The sequence below is a fragment of the Pseudomonas sp. ZY71 genome, from assembly GCF_036542145.1.
GTDB lineage: Bacteria > Pseudomonadota > Gammaproteobacteria > Pseudomonadales > Pseudomonadaceae > Aquipseudomonas > Aquipseudomonas koreensis_A.
This window is the reverse complement of sequence record NZ_CP144274.1, coordinates 5,024,373-5,040,992: the sequence shown is the minus strand read 5'-3', so window position 1 is coordinate 5,040,992 and position 16,620 is coordinate 5,024,373. Positions and strand designations below refer to the sequence as shown.

Annotated in this window: 10 protein-coding genes, 7 tRNA genes and 3 rRNA genes; 16 read left to right on the top strand and 4 right to left on the bottom strand. The window is 54.4% G+C overall.

Annotated elements, in window-relative coordinates:
* The first annotated feature begins 82 nt into the window (after window positions 1–82).
* The 8 genes from ltaE (at window position 83) to VY732_RS22345 (ending at window position 6,193) form a co-directional block, all read left to right on the top strand.
* Window positions 83–1,087: a low-specificity L-threonine aldolase gene (gene ltaE, locus VY732_RS22380; protein ID WP_331691791.1), complete on the top strand. Its 1,005-nt coding sequence runs from the start codon at window positions 83–85 to the stop codon at window positions 1,085–1,087.
* A 146-nt stretch (window positions 1,088–1,233) separates the two neighbouring features.
* Complete coding sequence (alaS, locus tag VY732_RS22375) at window positions 1,234–3,852, top strand: alanine--tRNA ligase (protein ID WP_331691790.1); 2,619 nt, start codon at window positions 1,234–1,236, stop codon at window positions 3,850–3,852.
* 90 nt (window positions 3,853–3,942) lie between these two features.
* Window positions 3,943–5,184: an aspartate kinase gene (locus tag VY732_RS22370; RefSeq protein WP_007919332.1), complete on the top strand. Its 1,242-nt coding sequence runs from the start codon at window positions 3,943–3,945 to the stop codon at window positions 5,182–5,184.
* 187 nt (window positions 5,185–5,371) lie between these two features.
* Window positions 5,372–5,560: a carbon storage regulator CsrA gene (gene csrA, locus VY732_RS22365; RefSeq protein ID WP_002554426.1), complete on the top strand. Its 189-nt coding sequence runs from the start codon at window positions 5,372–5,374 to the stop codon at window positions 5,558–5,560.
* 62 nt (window positions 5,561–5,622) lie between these two features.
* Window positions 5,623–5,713 (top strand) — tRNA-Ser (locus VY732_RS22360).
* A gap of 107 nt (window positions 5,714–5,820) precedes the next feature.
* Window positions 5,821–5,897: transfer RNA gene (locus VY732_RS22355), tRNA-Arg, on the top strand.
* A gap of 71 nt (window positions 5,898–5,968) precedes the next feature.
* A tRNA-Arg gene (locus tag VY732_RS22350) sits at window positions 5,969–6,045 on the top strand.
* A 71-nt stretch (window positions 6,046–6,116) separates the two neighbouring features.
* A tRNA-Arg gene (locus tag VY732_RS22345) sits at window positions 6,117–6,193 on the top strand.
* A gap of 19 nt (window positions 6,194–6,212) precedes the next feature.
* Here VY732_RS22345 and VY732_RS22340 read toward each other — a convergent pair.
* A complete protein-coding gene (locus VY732_RS22340) occupies window positions 6,213–6,731 on the bottom strand; it encodes a cell envelope protein SmpA (protein WP_123594080.1) in 519 nt (172 codons plus the stop codon).
* Between the two features lie 321 nt (window positions 6,732–7,052).
* On the opposite strand from VY732_RS22340, the gene mgtE reads away from it, so the two are divergent.
* On the top strand, window positions 7,053–8,495 hold the full coding sequence (mgtE, locus tag VY732_RS22335; RefSeq protein WP_034153320.1) for a magnesium transporter: 1,443 nt from the start codon (window positions 7,053–7,055) through the stop codon (window positions 8,493–8,495).
* A gap of 113 nt (window positions 8,496–8,608) precedes the next feature.
* On the opposite strand, the gene VY732_RS22330 is transcribed toward mgtE, so the two are convergent.
* Window positions 8,609–8,935 (bottom strand): Arc family DNA-binding protein, encoded by a 327-nt coding sequence (locus VY732_RS22330; RefSeq protein ID WP_003178899.1) that lies wholly within the window; start codon window positions 8,933–8,935, stop codon window positions 8,609–8,611.
* A gap of 390 nt (window positions 8,936–9,325) precedes the next feature.
* Here VY732_RS22330 and phnN point away from each other — a divergent pair, with 390 nt between their 5' ends.
* Window positions 9,326–9,895 carry a phosphonate metabolism protein/1,5-bisphosphokinase (PRPP-forming) PhnN gene (phnN, locus tag VY732_RS22325; protein WP_077574182.1) on the top strand — a complete coding sequence of 190 codons (570 nt, stop codon included), beginning with the start codon at window positions 9,326–9,328 and terminating at the stop codon, window positions 9,893–9,895.
* Here the strand turns inward: phnN and VY732_RS22320 are convergent.
* Both VY732_RS22320 and VY732_RS22315 read right to left on the bottom strand, forming a co-directional pair.
* Window positions 9,870–10,049 (bottom strand): PA3371 family protein, encoded by a 180-nt coding sequence (locus VY732_RS22320; protein WP_077574181.1) that lies wholly within the window; start codon window positions 10,047–10,049, stop codon window positions 9,870–9,872. The genes phnN and VY732_RS22320 overlap by 26 nt on opposite strands.
* 20 nt (window positions 10,050–10,069) lie before the next feature.
* Window positions 10,070–10,306 (bottom strand): hypothetical protein, encoded by a 237-nt coding sequence (locus tag VY732_RS22315; protein ID WP_137218949.1) that lies wholly within the window; start codon window positions 10,304–10,306, stop codon window positions 10,070–10,072.
* A gap of 295 nt (window positions 10,307–10,601) precedes the next feature.
* On the opposite strand from VY732_RS22315, the gene VY732_RS22310 reads away from it, so the two are divergent.
* From VY732_RS22310 to rrf, 6 genes are all read left to right on the top strand, one after another.
* Window positions 10,602–10,678, top strand: a tRNA-Arg gene (locus VY732_RS22310).
* A gap of 680 nt (window positions 10,679–11,358) precedes the next feature.
* Window positions 11,359–12,895 (top strand): 16S ribosomal RNA (locus VY732_RS22305).
* 81 nt (window positions 12,896–12,976) lie between these two features.
* A tRNA-Ile gene (locus tag VY732_RS22300) sits at window positions 12,977–13,053 on the top strand.
* 30 nt (window positions 13,054–13,083) lie between these two features.
* A tRNA-Ala gene (locus VY732_RS22295) sits at window positions 13,084–13,159 on the top strand.
* A 246-nt stretch (window positions 13,160–13,405) separates the two neighbouring features.
* Window positions 13,406–16,299: ribosomal RNA gene (locus tag VY732_RS22290) — 23S ribosomal RNA — on the top strand.
* Window positions 16,300–16,465: 166 nt separating this feature from the next.
* Window positions 16,466–16,581: ribosomal RNA gene (rrf, locus tag VY732_RS22285) — 5S ribosomal RNA — on the top strand.
* The 16S, 23S and 5S rRNA genes sit together here with 2 tRNA genes alongside, the layout of an rRNA operon.
* Window positions 16,582–16,620: the final 39 nt, after the last annotated feature.

The following is a 16,620-nucleotide window of genomic DNA, read 5'->3' as shown; positions in this document are numbered from 1 at the left end:
TCAAGGGTTGATTAATCCACGCGATGCCCGCAGTAATTCCACTTCGTAAAGGGATTTCCCCTGCTGACTTGAGGCCAGGTTCATGAGCGTTATCGATCTTCGCAGCGACACCGTCACCCAACCGACTCCCGCCATGCTCGACGCAATGACTGCGGCGGACACTGGCGATGACGTGTACGGCGAAGATCCGACGGTCAATCGTCTGGAAGCCGAATTGGCCAAGCGTCTGGGGTTTGCTGCAGCGCTGTTCGTGCCGACCGGCACCATGAGTAATCTGCTGGGGTTGATGGCGCACTGTGAGCGCGGCGACGAATACGTCGTGGGTCAGCAGGCGCATACCTACAAGTACGAGGGCGGTGGCGCGGCGGTGCTCGGTTCGATCCAGCCACAGCCGCTGGAAGTACAGGCCGATGGATCGCTGGATCTGGATCAGGTCGCCGCAGCGATCAAACCTGACGACTTCCATTTCGCCCGGACCCGTCTGCTGGCGCTGGAAAACACCATGCAGGGCAAAGTCCTGCCGCTGGAGTATCTGGCTCGGGCCCGTCGCTTCACTCAGGACAAAGGCTTGCAACTGCACCTCGACGGCGCGCGCCTGTACAACGCGGCGGTCAAGCTGGGCGTCGATGCACGGGAAATCACCCAATATTTCGATTCGGTGTCGGTGTGCCTGTCCAAAGGTCTTGGCGCGCCGGTCGGCTCGGTGTTGTGCGGTTCTGAGCAACTGATCGGCAAGGCCCGGCGTTTGCGCAAAATGGTCGGTGGCGGCATGCGCCAGGCCGGGTTGTTGGCGGCGGCGGGGCTGTATGCGCTGGATCACAACGTCGAGCGTCTGGCCGACGATCACGCCAATGCGAAATTGCTCGCCGAAGGTCTGCGTGAAGCAGGTTTCATCGTCGAACCCGTGCAAACCAACATGGTTTATGTGCAAATGGGCGACAAAGCCGAAGCGATCAAGGCCTTTGCTGCCGAACGCGGGATCAAGTTGAGCGCCGCCGCACGCCTGCGTATGGTCACGCACATGGACGTCAATCGCTCGCAAATCGAGCAAGTGATCGCGACATTCGTCGAGTTTTCGCGCAAGTGACAGCGTTAGCCGTCCAATTGACCGTTTCTATCGTATAAACACGCTGTACCCCGCGCGCAGGGCCGATATAATGCGGCCCTTTGCCGTCGCTTCGTCTGTTGACGTTTCGAACAGGCCTTTGGCCGCAGCCTCCGTGGAAGAACCTAATGAAAAGCGCAGAAATCCGTGAAGCCTTCCTTCGCTTCTTCGAAGAGCAAGGCCACACCCGTGTAGCCTCCAGCTCTTTGATTCCGGGCAATGACCCAACCCTGCTGTTCACTAACGCGGGGATGAACCAGTTCAAGGACTGCTTCCTGGGCCAGGAAAAACGTGCGTACACCCGTGCGACCAGCAGCCAGAAATGCGTGCGTGCCGGTGGCAAGAACAGCGACCTGGAAAACGTCGGTTATACCGCCCGTCACCACACATTCTTCGAAATGCTCGGTAACTTCAGCTTCGGCGACTATTTCAAGAAAGACGCGATTACCTACGCGTGGACCTTCCTGACCGGCGTTCTGCAACTGCCGAAGGAAAAACTCTGGGTCACCGTCTACGCCTCCGACGACGAAGCGTATGACATCTGGACCAAACAAATCGGTGTGCCGGTCGAGCGCATGATCCGCATCGGCGACAACAAAGGCGCGCCATACGCCTCCGACAACTTCTGGACCATGGGCGATACCGGCCCGTGCGGCCCATGCACCGAGATTTTCTACGATCACGGCGACCACATCTGGGGCGGCCCACCGGGCTCGCCGGAAGAAGATGGCGACCGTTACATCGAGATCTGGAACAACGTGTTCATGCAGTTCAACCGCACCGCCGATGGCGTGTTGCATCCGTTGCCAGCACCGTCGGTCGACACCGGCATGGGCCTGGAGCGGATCAGTGCGGTGATGCAGCACGTCAACTCCAACTACGACATCGACCTGTTCAAGAACCTGCTGAAGGCCTCGGCTGAAGCCATCGGTTGCGAAAATGGCGATCAGTCTTCGCTCAAGGTTGTTTCCGATCACATCCGTTCGTGCGGTTTCCTGATCGCCGACGGCGTGCTGCCATCCAACGAAGGTCGCGGTTATGTACTGCGCCGGATCATCCGTCGCGCTTGCCGTCACGGTAACAAGCTGGGCGCCACTGGCAGCTTCTTCTACAAGATCGTCGCGGCGCTGGTTGCCGAGATGGGCGAAGCCTTCCCGGAACTGAAGAAGCAGCAGAGCAACATCGAGCGCGTGCTCAAGGCTGAAGAAGAGCAGTTCTCCAAGACTCTGGAGCACGGCCTGAAGATTCTCGAGCAGGACCTTCTGGAACTCAAAGGCACCGTGGTGCCGGGCGACGTGGTGTTCAAACTCTACGACACCTACGGTTTCCCGATGGACCTGACCGCCGACATCGCGCGAGAGCGCAGCCTGACGGTCGACGAAGCCGGTTTCGAGCGTGAGATGGAAGCCCAGCGTGTTCGCGCGCGTTCGGCCAGCTCCTTCGGTCTGGACTACAACACCTTGGTCAAGGTTGATGTGGCCACCGAGTTCACCGGCTACAAAGACACCAGCGGTTCGGCAAAAATCGTCGCTATCTATAAAGATGGCCAGTCGGTCGACGTCTTGAATGAAGGCGAAGAGGCGGTGATCGTTCTGAACCAGACGCCGTTCTACGCTGAATCCGGCGGCCAGATCGGCGACTGTGGTTATCTGCAGGCTGGCAACGCACGTTTCGACGTACGTGACACCACCAAGACCGGCGGCGCGTTCCTGCACCACGGTGTGCTGGATTCGGGCAGCCTGACCATTGGCGCGCCAGTGGAAACTCACGTCGATGCCGAAGTGCGTCACGCGACTTCGCTGAACCACTCGGCCACGCACTTGCTGCACGCTGCGCTGCGTCAGGTATTGGGCGAGCACGTTCAACAGAAAGGTTCGTTGGTCGATAGCCAGCGTCTGCGTTTCGACTTCAGTCACTTTGAAGCGATCAAGCCGGAACAGATCAAAGCACTGGAAGACATCGTCAACGCCGAGATTCGCAAGAACTCCTCCGTTGAAACCGAAGAAACCGACATCGAAACCGCGAAGAACAAAGGCGCGATGGCGCTGTTCGGCGAGAAGTACGGCGACAACGTGCGCGTGCTGAGCATGGGCGGCGATTTCTCCGTCGAGCTGTGCGGCGGTATCCACGCCAACCGTACCGGCGACATCGGCCTGCTGAAAATCATCAGCGAAGGCGGTGTGGCCTCGGGCGTGCGTCGTATCGAGGCAGTCACTGGTGCGCAAGCACTGGCCTACTTGAACGCGGCAGAAGAACAACTCAAGGAAGCGGCCAGCCTGGTCAAGGGCAGCCGCGACAACCTGATCGACAAGCTGTCAGCTGTGCTGGAGCGCAACCGCCAACTGGAGAAGCAACTCGAGCAGTTGCAAGCCAAGGCGGCCAGCGCGGCGGGCGACGATCTGTCGTCCTCGGCGCTGGACGTCAAAGGCGTGAAGGTTCTGGCCGCACGTCTGGATGGTCAGGACGCCAAGGCGCTGCTGGCGCTGGTTGATCAGTTGAAGAACAAACTCGGTCGCGCAGTGATCCTGCTCGGCAGTGTCCATGAGGAAAAGGTCGTTCTGGTTGCTGGCGTAACCAAAGACCTGACTGGCCAACTCAAAGCCGGTGATTTGATGAAGCAGGCTGCTGCGGCAGTGGGCGGGAAGGGCGGTGGTCGTCCGGACATGGCGCAGGGCGGCGGTGTCGACGCCGGCGCACTGGATGGCGCACTGGCGCTGACCGTTCCATTCGTCGAGCAGGGTTTATAAGGCAGTCCGTCCGGCCCGCAGTCTAGTGGCGGGCCGGGCGGCTGTTCGAGTGATTATTGGGCGCCCTTCATGGGCAGAGGCGGCTTTGAAATGGCTTTGATCGTACAGAAATTTGGAGGCACCTCGGTCGGTACTGTCGAGAGAATCGAGCAGGTCGCCGACAAGGTTAAGAAATTCCGCGATGCCGGCGATGACCTGGTGGTTGTGCTGTCTGCAATGAGCGGCGAAACCAACCGTCTGATCGATCTGGCCAAGCAAATCAGTGGCGATACTCAACCGGTTCCGCGTGAACTGGACGTGATCGTTTCCACCGGTGAGCAGGTGACGATTGCCCTGTTGGCCATGGCGCTGATCAAGCGCGGTGTGCCGGCGGTGTCGTACACCGGTAACCAGGTGCGGATCCTGACCGACAGTGCGCACAATAAAGCGCGTATCTTGCAGATTGATGACCAGAAGATTCGTGGTGATCTGAAAGCGGGTCGCGTGGTGGTTGTCGCCGGTTTTCAGGGCGTCGACGAGCACGGCAACATCACCACCCTCGGTCGTGGCGGTTCCGACACCACCGGTGTGGCACTGGCTGCCGCGTTGAAGGCTGACGAGTGCCAGATCTACACCGACGTTGATGGTGTTTACACCACTGACCCGCGTGTCGTGCCAGTCGCTCAGCGTCTCGACAAGATTACCTTTGAAGAGATGCTGGAAATGGCCAGCCTCGGTTCCAAGGTGTTGCAGATCCGTGCGGTGGAATTCGCCGGCAAGTACAACGTTCCGCTGCGCGTACTGCACAGCTTCAAGGAGGGTCCGGGCACCCTCATTACTATTGATGAAGAGGAAACCATGGAACAGCCGATCATTTCCGGCATCGCTTTCAACCGCGATGAAGCCAAGCTGACCATCCGTGGCGTGCCAGACACCCCGGGCGTGGCGTTCAAGATTCTCGGCCCGATCAGTGCCGCGAACATCGAAGTCGACATGATCGTGCAGAACGTTGCGCACGATAACACCACCGACTTCACCTTCACCGTACACCGCAACGACTACCAGGCCGCACAGACCGTGCTGGAAAACACCGCTCGCGAGATCGGTGCCCGTGAAGTGGTTGGTGACACCAAGATTGCCAAGGTCTCGATCGTCGGCGTCGGCATGCGTTCCCACGCAGGTGTGGCCAGCCGCATGTTCGAGTCCCTGGCAAAAGAAAGCATCAACATCCAGATGATCTCGACTTCGGAAATCAAGGTTTCCGTGGTCATCGAAGAGAAGTACCTGGAACTGGCCGTGCGCGCCCTGCACACGGCTTTCGAACTGGATGCTCCGGCCCGTCAAGGCGAGTAATTCCGTTTCTTGAAGGGCGCGGTCTGACCGCGCCCTTTATTTTTTGAATGGCGCGAGCCCTGAACTGTTCTTTTGCTCGCGCTGGTCAATACTCAGGCATGTAGGGCTACGATCGCTCCGGTTGTAGGTCGGGTGCCTTTTTTTTGCAGACTGTTGTCCCTGAACTGAATTGCGTGAGGAGAAAGGTATGCTGATTCTGACTCGTCGGTGCGCAGAAAGCCTGATTATCGGTGATGGCGAAATCACCGTGACCGTGCTCGGCGTTAAAGGAAACCAAGTGCGTATCGGCGTCAACGCCCCGAAAGAGGTTGCCGTGCACCGTGAGGAAATTTACCTGCGTATAAAGAAAGAGAAGGACGAAGAACCAAGCCATTAATTTTTATCGATTTTTATGTTTGCAAACGGGGAAAAGGTTGGTTAAGATACGCCCCGTGTTGCGGAGAGCTGGCCGAGTGGCCGAAGGCGCTCCCCTGCTAAGGGAGTACACCTCACAAGGGTGTCGGGGGTTCGAATCCCCCGTTCTCCGCCATTATTTGCTTAGTACGTCGTAATCTGGCTTTTTCTGTAAGTTGTTGAAATTAATAGAAAAAGTGGTTGGAATAGAGATTAGACGGGCTATAATGCGGCGCAACAAATGCACTCGTAGCTCAGCTGGATAGAGTACTCGGCTACGAACCGAGCGGTCACAGGTTCGAATCCTGTCGAGTGCACCATTTAAGAGTCAGTTACAGCAATGTAAATGACTTGGCTTCAACCAGATGTGATCTGGTCTAAAAACACAAATGCACTCGTAGCTCAGCTGGATAGAGTACTCGGCTACGAACCGAGCGGTCACAGGTTCGAATCCTGTCGAGTGCACCATTTAAGAGTTAGTTGCAGCAATGTGAATAACTTGGTTTCAGCCAGTTGTGGTCTGGTCTAAAAACACAAATGCACTCGTAGCTCAGCTGGATAGAGTACTCGGCTACGAACCGAGCGGTCACAGGTTCGAATCCTGTCGAGTGCACCATATACCGAAAAGCCCGCGTTTAACGCGGGCTTTTTGCTGTCCGCGATTTGGCTTTTGCCTTCACGCATCCTCTCTCGTCAAAATCTATTTGAGCACTCCGGCCTCGCTTGAGGTCGTATCGATAGCTCGTCGTCGATGTTCGAATATTCACCTTGTCCGGTTTGCCTAGCGCGCTTTCAACATCTTGCTGACTCATGCCGGCAATCACGCGTTGATTGATGATCGCGGCGCGACGTTGTCTCGCGTCGATCAGGTTTCCGCATTTGTCTTCAGTGTGGCCAACAATACCTGGTTCTCTATTTCGCGTTGTCATGCCTGATGTTTCTTCATGGTTGTGTTCTGGCATCACTGCCACAACCGATCCGGGTGAGTAGGGGTGGACTTCCTGTGCTGAGCGCTGCTCGCCTTGTGCGCAGCTCATCGAGGTGAACGTGATGCTGCCGTCAGCGGCTTCGCAGCGATGGAGGGTGAGGGCGGCTCCGGTGGGTGGCAGGCAGAGCAGGCTGGTGAGTACGAGGTGGGATGGTTTCAATGGCATTCGGCGTCCTCCATGACGATCTACGCTCAAGGGTAGTCGCTACATCTTTCGGCGCTGGTGTGTTTTCTTTTCAGGATGAGTCGTCGCATTTGCAGGGATCAGGACAGTGCTCAGGTTTGTTTCGCAAGCGCTTGTTTCGACCGCGATTTTTTAACGTTTTAAACCGTCAGGCGGTGTATCATTGCGCCCGTCAGCCCCGCCGGGGCTTATGGAAAACCTCCATGGACTTACCCAGTAGTTACTCAGTAAATAGTTTCACCAATCATGAATTGACTGATTGATCCTTCCGGCGTGCCCCGCTGCTGGGAGTGGAGTTCGCCTATGTCTGAAATCGAAGTAAAGAAAACACAAGAAAGCCTGCAGGATCGCCTGGCTCAGGTCGTCGAACTGCTGCAGCGTCAGCGGGTCGTCGAAGACCTGACTCACCGCCAGGAAGGCGCGCATCACGATCGCGTCGAAAACCTGGTTCACCGACAAAACCTCGTCGAGCTGCAACGCAAGCTCGATGATCTGCACTCCGCTGACGTTGCCTACATCCTTGAAGCCCTGCCGCTGGACGATCGTCTGACGCTCTGGCAATTGGTCAAGGCTGATCGCGACGGCGATATCCTTCTCGAAGTATCCGACTCCGTTCGTGAAACGTTGATCGCCGACATGGACGATCACGAGCTCTTGGCTGCGGCCAAGGACATGGACGCCGACGAACTTGCTGACCTGGCTTCCGAGCTACCGCGAGACGTCGTCCATGAGCTGATGGAGAGTCTGGATAACCAGCAACGTGAACGCGTACGGTCGGCCCTGTCTTACGACGAGGAGCAGGTCGGTGCGTTGATGGACTTCGAGATGGTCACCATCCGTGAGGATGTCAGCCTCGAAGTGGTTCTGCGTTATCTGCGTCGACTCAAAGAGCTGCCGGGTCATACCGACAAACTGTTCGTCGTCGACTACGACGGTGTGCTCAAGGGTGTGCTGCCGATCAAGCGTCTGCTGGTCAATGACCCGGACAAGCAGGTTGCCGAAGTAATGGCCAGCGATCCGGTGAGTTTTCACCCGGACGAGGACGCTTATGACGCCGCGCAGGCGTTCGAGCGTTACGACTTGATCTCGGCCCCTGTAGTCGACAAGAACGGCAAGTTGATCGGCCGTCTGACCATTGATGAAATGGTTGACCTGATTCGTGAAGAGAGTGAGAGCGAAGTTCTCAACATGGCCGGTCTGCGTGAAGAGGAAGACATCTTCGCCTCCGTCTGGAAGTCTTTACGCAACCGTTGGGCATGGCTGGCGGTCAACCTGATCACTGCGTTTGTCGCCTCTCGAGTGATCGGTCTGTTCGAAGGCTCGATCGAGAAGCTGGTAGCGCTCGCAGCGCTGATGCCGATCGTGGCGGGTATCGGTGGCAATTCCGGTAACCAGACGATCACCATGATTGTTCGCGCCATGGCGCTCGATCAGGTCAGCACTGGCAATACCTCGCGTCTGATGCGCAAGGAGTTGGCGGTGGGCTTGATTAATGGCTTGGTCTGGGGTGGTGTGATCGGCGTCGTTGCTTATCTGCTCTACGGCAGTTGGTCGCTGGGCGTGGTAATGACGGCAGCGATGACGCTGAATCTGTTGCTGGCTGCGTTGATGGGGGTGTTGATCCCTATGACCCTGGCGAAGATGGGGCGAGATCCGGCGATGGGGGCGAGCGTGATGATCACTGCGATGACGGACAGTGGTGGTTTCTTCATCTTCCTGGGGTTGGCGACAATCTTCCTGCTCTGATCGGTATTAGCGAAACTGCCCGCCAATTGGCGGGCTTTTTTGTGTCTGCGAAATCTCAAATGCCGCGCAAAAAAAAGCCAGCAATTAAGCTGGCTTGAGATGTTCGGTATGGCTCAGGACGCGTCTGCTGCCATTTCGGCGTCATGGGCAATCAAGGACACCAAAGCGTTTTGCTGACGATGAGATAGCTGGCGGAAACGTTGCAACAGCTCGCGCTCGTGCAACGACAGCTCCGGGCTGTCCAGGCGCATGCTCAGCTCTTCGCCCAGTGCGCCTTCCTGAATAAGACTCTGCTCAAGGCGCGCAATGATCTCGGAGTTCATGCTGCGATGATGATTGCGAGCCACCTCGGCAATGCGTTCACGCATTCCGTCTGGCAGACGTACGACAAACTTGTCAGCCGTACGGCTGGAATAAATTGCCTGTTTCAATGGGCGCATATATTTAACCGGTTAGTTCAGGGGAGCGGTTCTCGGGATTGGCCGCAGGATGTGTGGTAGGACAAGCATCCGCGCCAAATGGTTCAACCTGAATTGTTAAGAGGCCCGCATCATGCCTCAAAATTGCCAGATCATTGGCGTCAATTCTGTGACAAATATTGAGCTGGGTAAAGGCGTAATGCCAGCACCAATTATCAGAAATGCGGACTGGTTTGAAAACTTCGCCTCTGTCCGCATCCTTGCCCGCTTCCTGCTGCACATGAATTAATGTCCGAAGGCATCAGAACGTGCATTCTATGCGGGTTCTGCATCCTTGTTCCTTACCTTTACAGGATAGTGGCAAATTGCCGATTTACTAGTGGCAGGCACCCGCTGGAGGGCGTTTTCAGGATGGATGGCAAGCTAATTTATTTGATGGGGCCTTCCGGTTCAGGCAAGGACAGTTTGATTGAGGCAGCTCGGGAGCCATTACGCGCTTTGAATTGCCATGTGATGCGCCGGGTGATCACACGATCTGCCGAATCGGTAGGGGAGGATGCTATTGGTGTAACACCGGACGAGTTCGAGCGTCGTGAGCATGCTGGCAATTTCTCGCTGGCCTGGCGTGCCAATGGTCTTGCCTACGGGATTCCGGTGGAAATGGATCAGCGCCTGAGCGATGGGCAGCATGTGCTGGTCAATGGCTCTAGGGCCAATCTGCGTCAGGCAATTGAATGCTATCCAGCGTTGCTGCCGGTTTTGCTGACGGTCAGGGATGAAGTACTGCGAGAGCGTCTGCTCAAGCGTGGTAGGGAAACGCTTGAGCAAATTGATGCAAGACTGGCTCGCAATGCGTTGTTCAAGGATAGGAGATCAAGTGATGGGCCAGTACATATTGTCGACAATTCCGGAGATCTGGCGGACGCCGTCAATGATCTCTTGCGTCTGATCCGGCTCAGCGTAAAACCGGATCAAATTTGATCTTTCGTCCTGCTGCCAGTGCCAGCACAAATAGCACGGCAAAAACGGCGCAGCCAATCAGGGGCAGGGTGATTTCAGCGCCTTCGAACAGCGATAAATGCGCAACGCCACTCAAAAGGGCGAGGATCAGAAATCCCGCAGCTGACTTGGACATGTTGTACTCCTGAAGATATTTCAAAAAACCAGATGTTCGGAGGTCAGTGCTGGTCGCACTTGCTCAGAGTTACTGACGGCCAGCGGTGTTGATGTGCCCTGATCGCTCAGTACTGCCAGTTGGGGGGCTTTTTGTACCTGCAAGTAATGCGGCATACGCTGGGCCAATGGCTCCGGCGAGTCGCTTGCGGGGATAAAATGGAAGCTCACCAAAACCGCCAGAGCAATTGCGTTTGCAAGCAAAAGGGTGCTGTTCATGGGCGTAGCTCCGAATGTTCTTCTATTGAACAGACAAAGCAGCCGTCGTGCCAACAGTCTAACCTCTGTTAAGTCCTTTAAAAACAAGCATTTGAGCAAGTTTTACGGATTGTGCAGGTTGCAATCTGCACTGATGGCTTTTAAGGCAGCGTGCAAAATGCACGGTAATTCTTCCCGCAGCATCACAGGGCGCCTGCCTACACTTAAAAAGCCCTACGGACGACATGACAAATCGGGGTTCGGTGGTTAACATGCACGCCGTCCGTCATGCAGCGTCTGCTGCGACGAAACGTGTGTCTCAGTAGCTCAATTGGATAGAGCATCCCCCTCCTAAGGGGAAGGTTGGCAGTTCGAACCTGCCCTGGGACACCATCTACTATAGAAACTCCTCTCCTTTGCTGTTCGCTAACCCAATGCTCAAGGCTCTGGCTTTGTCATGGGCCAAGGGGGCTTGCCTGCGCTTGCTGCTAGAGGGGCTGTCTCCTTGATTTTGAATCAGGCGTGCGTAAGCGTCTCTATCGTCTATATAGAAGGCTTTTTCCACTGAACGATAGAAAAGCTAAATTAACAGTTGACGGCAGATTTCAGATGTCTATAATTCGCCCCACTTCCGGCGCAGTCGAAACGGAAAACTCCTTGAGATTCAATGAGTTATGTAGGTTTCGGCAGTGAGTTGCTTCAGTTCATCGAAGCCGAAAGGAAGTTGAAAAAGAGGTGTTGACAGCAGCGTGTAACGCTGTAGAATTCGCCTCCCGCTGACGAGAGATCGGAAGCGCAAGTGGTTGAAGTTGTTGAAGAATTCTTCGAAAGCTTCTGAAAATAATCACTTGACAGCAAATGAGGCTGCTGTAGAATGCGCGCCTCGGTTGAGAAGAAAGATCTTAACCAACCGCTCTTTAACAACTGAATCAAGCAATTCGTGTGGGTGCTTGTGGAGTCAGACTGATAGTCAACAAGATTATCAGCATCACAAGTTACTCCGCGAGAAATCAAAGATGTAACCAACGATTGCTGAGCCAAGTTTAGGGTTTCTTAAAAACCCAAAGATGTTTGAACTGAAGAGTTTGATCATGGCTCAGATTGAACGCTGGCGGCAGGCCTAACACATGCAAGTCGAGCGGATGACAGGAGCTTGCTCCTGAATTCAGCGGCGGACGGGTGAGTAATGCCTAGGAATCTGCCTGGTAGTGGGGGACAACGTTTCGAAAGGAACGCTAATACCGCATACGTCCTACGGGAGAAAGCAGGGGACCTTCGGGCCTTGCGCTATCAGATGAGCCTAGGTCGGATTAGCTAGTTGGTGAGGTAATGGCTCACCAAGGCGACGATCCGTAACTGGTCTGAGAGGATGATCAGTCACACTGGAACTGAGACACGGTCCAGACTCCTACGGGAGGCAGCAGTGGGGAATATTGGACAATGGGCGAAAGCCTGATCCAGCCATGCCGCGTGTGTGAAGAAGGTCTTCGGATTGTAAAGCACTTTAAGTTGGGAGGAAGGGTTGTAGATTAATACTCTGCAATTTTGACGTTACCGACAGAATAAGCACCGGCTAACTCTGTGCCAGCAGCCGCGGTAATACAGAGGGTGCAAGCGTTAATCGGAATTACTGGGCGTAAAGCGCGCGTAGGTGGTTCGTTAAGTTGGATGTGAAATCCCCGGGCTCAACCTGGGAACTGCATTCAAAACTGTCGAGCTAGAGTATGGTAGAGGGTGGTGGAATTTCCTGTGTAGCGGTGAAATGCGTAGATATAGGAAGGAACACCAGTGGCGAAGGCGACCACCTGGACTGATACTGACACTGAGGTGCGAAAGCGTGGGGAGCAAACAGGATTAGATACCCTGGTAGTCCACGCCGTAAACGATGTCAACTAGCCGTTGGGAGCCTTGAGCTCTTAGTGGCGCAGCTAACGCATTAAGTTGACCGCCTGGGGAGTACGGCCGCAAGGTTAAAACTCAAATGAATTGACGGGGGCCCGCACAAGCGGTGGAGCATGTGGTTTAATTCGAAGCAACGCGAAGAACCTTACCAGGCCTTGACATCCAATGAACTTTCCAGAGATGGATTGGTGCCTTCGGGAACATTGAGACAGGTGCTGCATGGCTGTCGTCAGCTCGTGTCGTGAGATGTTGGGTTAAGTCCCGTAACGAGCGCAACCCTTGTCCTTAGTTACCAGCACGTAATGGTGGGCACTCTAAGGAGACTGCCGGTGACAAACCGGAGGAAGGTGGGGATGACGTCAAGTCATCATGGCCCTTACGGCCTGGGCTACACACGTGCTACAATGGTCGGTACAAAGGGTTGCCAAGCCGCGAGGTGGAGCTAATCCCATAAAACCGATCGTAGTCCGGATCGCAGTCTGCAACTCGACTGCGTGAAGTCGGAATCGCTAGTAATCGTGAATCAGAATGTCACGGTGAATACGTTCCCGGGCCTTGTACACACCGCCCGTCACACCATGGGAGTGGGTTGCACCAGAAGTAGCTAGTCTAACCTTCGGGAGGACGGTTACCACGGTGTGATTCATGACTGGGGTGAAGTCGTAACAAGGTAGCCGTAGGGGAACCTGCGGCTGGATCACCTCCTTAATCGACGACATCAGCTGCTCCATAAGTTCCCACACGAATTGCTTGATTCATTGAAAAAGACGAAAGAAGCAGCCCGAAATTGGGTCTGTAGCTCAGTTGGTTAGAGCGCACCCCTGATAAGGGTGAGGTCGGCAGTTCGAATCTGCCCAGACCCACCAATTTTGTGTGGGAAACGCCTGTAGAAATACGGGGCCATAGCTCAGCTGGGAGAGCGCCTGCCTTGCACGCAGGAGGTCAGCGGTTCGATCCCGCTTGGCTCCACCACTACTGCTTCTCTTGTATAAAGCTTAGAAATGAGCATTCCATCGTTGTGATGGTGAATGTTGATTTCTAGTCTTTGACTAGTTCGTTCTTTAAAAATTTGGGTATGTGATAGAAAGATAGACTGAACGTTACTTTCACTGGTAACGGATCAGGCTAAGGTAAAATTTGTGAGTTCTCTTAATTGAGAAATTCGAATTTTCGGCGAATGTCGTCTTCACAGTATAACCAGATTGCTTGGGGTTATATGGTCAAGTGAAGAAGCGCATACGGTGGATGCCTTGGCAGTCAGAGGCGATGAAAGACGTGGTAGCCTGCGAAAAGTTTCGGGGAGTCGGCAAACAGACTTTGATCCGGAGATGTCTGAATGGGGGAACCCAGCCATCATAAGATGGTTATCTTGTACTGAATACATAGGTGCAAGAGGCGAACCAGGGGAACTGAAACATCTAAGTACCCTGAGGAAAAGAAATCAACCGAGATTCCCTTAGTAGTGGCGAGCGAACGGGGACTAGCCCTTAAGTGGCTTTGAGATTAGCGGAACGCTCTGGAAAGTGCGGCCATAGTGGGTGATAGCCCTGTACGCGAAAATCTCTTAGTCATGAAATCGAGTAGGACGGAGCACGAGAAACTTTGTCTGAATATGGGGGGACCATCCTCCAAGGCTAAATACTACTGACTGACCGATAGTGAACTAGTACCGTGAGGGAAAGGCGAAAAGAACCCCGGAGAGGGGAGTGAAATAGATCCTGAAACCGTATGCGTACAAGCAGTGGGAGCAGACTTTGTTCTGTGACTGCGTACCTTTTGTATAATGGGTCAGCGACTTATTTTCAGTGGCGAGCTTAACCGAATAGGGGAGGCGTAGCGAAAGCGAGTCTTAATAGGGCGTCTAGTCGCTGGGAATAGACCCGAAACCGGGCGATCTATCCATGGGCAGGTTGAAGGTTGGGTAACACTAACTGGAGGACCGAACCGACTACCGTTGAAAAGTTAGCGGATGACCTGTGGATCGGAGTGAAAGGCTAATCAAGCTCGGAGATAGCTGGTTCTCCTCGAAAGCTATTTAGGTAGCGCCTCATGTATCACTGTAGGGGGTAGAGCACTGTTTCGGCTAGGGGGTCATCCCGACTTACCAAACCGATGCAAACTCCGAATACCTACAAGTGCCGAGCATGGGAGACACACGGCGGGTGCTAACGTCCGTCGTGAAAAGGGAAACAACCCAGACCGTCAGCTAAGGTCCCAAAGTTATGGTTAAGTGGGAAACGATGTGGGAAGGCTTAGACAGCTAGGAGGTTGGCTTAGAAGCAGCCACCCTTTAAAGAAAGCGTAATAGCTCACTAGTCGAGTCGGCCTGCGCGGAAGATGTAACGGGGCTCAAACCATACACCGAAGCTACGGGTATCATCTTCGGATGATGCGGTAGAGGAGCGTTCTGTAAGCCTGTGAAGGTGAGTTGAGAAGCTTGCTGGAGGTATCAGAAGTGCGAATGCTGACATGAGTAACGACAATGGGTGTGAAAAACACCCACGCCGAAAGACCAAGGTTTCCTGCGCAACGTTAATCGACGCAGGGTTAGTCGGTCCCTAAGGCGAGGCTGAAAAGCGTAGTCGATGGAAAACAGGTTAATATTCCTGTACTTCTGGTTATTGCGATGGAGGGACGGAGAAGGCTAGGCCAGCTTGGCGTTGGTTGTCCAAGTTTAAGGTGGTAGGCTGAGATCTTAGGTAAATCCGGGATCTTAAGGCCGAGAGCTGATGACGAGTGTTCTTTTAGAACACGAAGTGGTTGATGCCATGCTTCCAAGAAAAGCTTCTAAGCTTCAGGTAACCAGGAACCGTACCCCAAACCGACACAGGTGGTTGGGTAGAGAATACCAAGGCGCTTGAGAGAACTCGGGTGAAGGAACTAGGCAAAATGGCACCGTAACTTCGGGAGAAGGTGCGCCGGTGAGGGTGAAGGACTTGCTCCGTAAGCTCATGCCGGTCGAAGATACCAGGCCGCTGCGACTGTTTATTAAAAACACAGCACTCTGCAAACACGAAAGTGGACGTATAGGGTGTGACGCCTGCCCGGTGCCGGAAGGTTAATTGATGGGGTTAGCTAACGCGAAGCTCTTGATCGAAGCCCCGGTAAACGGCGGCCGTAACTATAACGGTCCTAAGGTAGCGAAATTCCTTGTCGGGTAAGTTCCGACCTGCACGAATGGCGTAACGATGGCGGCGCTGTCTACACCCGAGACTCAGTGAAATTGAAATCGCTGTGAAGATGCAGTGTATCCGCGGCTAGACGGAAAGACCCCGTGAACCTTTACTATAGCTTTGCACTGGACTTTGAATTTGCTTGTGTAGGATAGGTGGGAGGCTTTGAAGCGTGGACGCCAGTTCGCGTGGAGCCATCCTTGAAATACCACCCTGGCAACTTTGAGGTTCTAACTCAGGTCCGTTATCCGGATCGAGGACAGTGTATGGTGGGTAGTTTGACTGGGGCGGTCTCCTCCTAAAGAGTAACGGAGGAGTACGAAGGTGCGCTCAGACCGGTCGGAAATCGGTCGTAGAGTATAAAGGCAAAAGCGCGCTTGACTGCGAGACAGACACGTCGAGCAGGTACGAAAGTAGGTCTTAGTGATCCGGTGGTTCTGTATGGAAGGGCCATCGCTCAACGGATAAAAGGTACTCCGGGGATAACAGGCTGATACCGCCCAAGAGTTCATATCGACGGCGGTGTTTGGCACCTCGATGTCGGCTCATCACATCCTGGGGCTGAAGCCGGTCCCAAGGGTATGGCTGTTCGCCATTTAAAGTGGTACGCGAGCTGGGTTTAGAACGTCGTGAGACAGTTCGGTCCCTATCTGCCGTGGACGTTTGAGATTTGAGAGGGGCTGCTCCTAGTACGAGAGGACCGGAGTGGACGAACCTCTGGTGTTCCGGTTGTCACGCCAGTGGCATTGCCGGGTAGCTATGTTCGGGAAAGATAACCGCTGAAAGCATCTAAGCGGGAAACTTGCCTCAAGATGAGATCTCACTGGAACCTTGAGTTCCCTGAAGGGCCGTCGAAGACTACGACGTTGATAGGTTGGGTGTGTAAGCGCTGTGAGGCGTTGAGCTAACCAATACTAATTGCCCGTGAGGCTTGACCATATAACACCCAAGCAATTTGCGTCGAAGAGACCAGATTGCGGTGTGTGAAGACGAAACGAACCGAAAGTTCGACTGCACTTAAAAAAGCAGCACAAAACACCGAAAACTACCACATACCCAATTTGCTGAAGCGAGGCCATCTGGTCACGACTCAGTACCCGAATTTCTTGACGACCATAGAGCGTTGGAACCACCTGATCCCATCCCGAACTCAGCAGTGAAACGATGCATCGCCGATGGTAGTGTGGGGTTTCCCCATGTGAGAGTAGGTCATCGTCAAGATTAAATTCCGAAACCCCAATTGCGAAAGCAGTTGGGGTT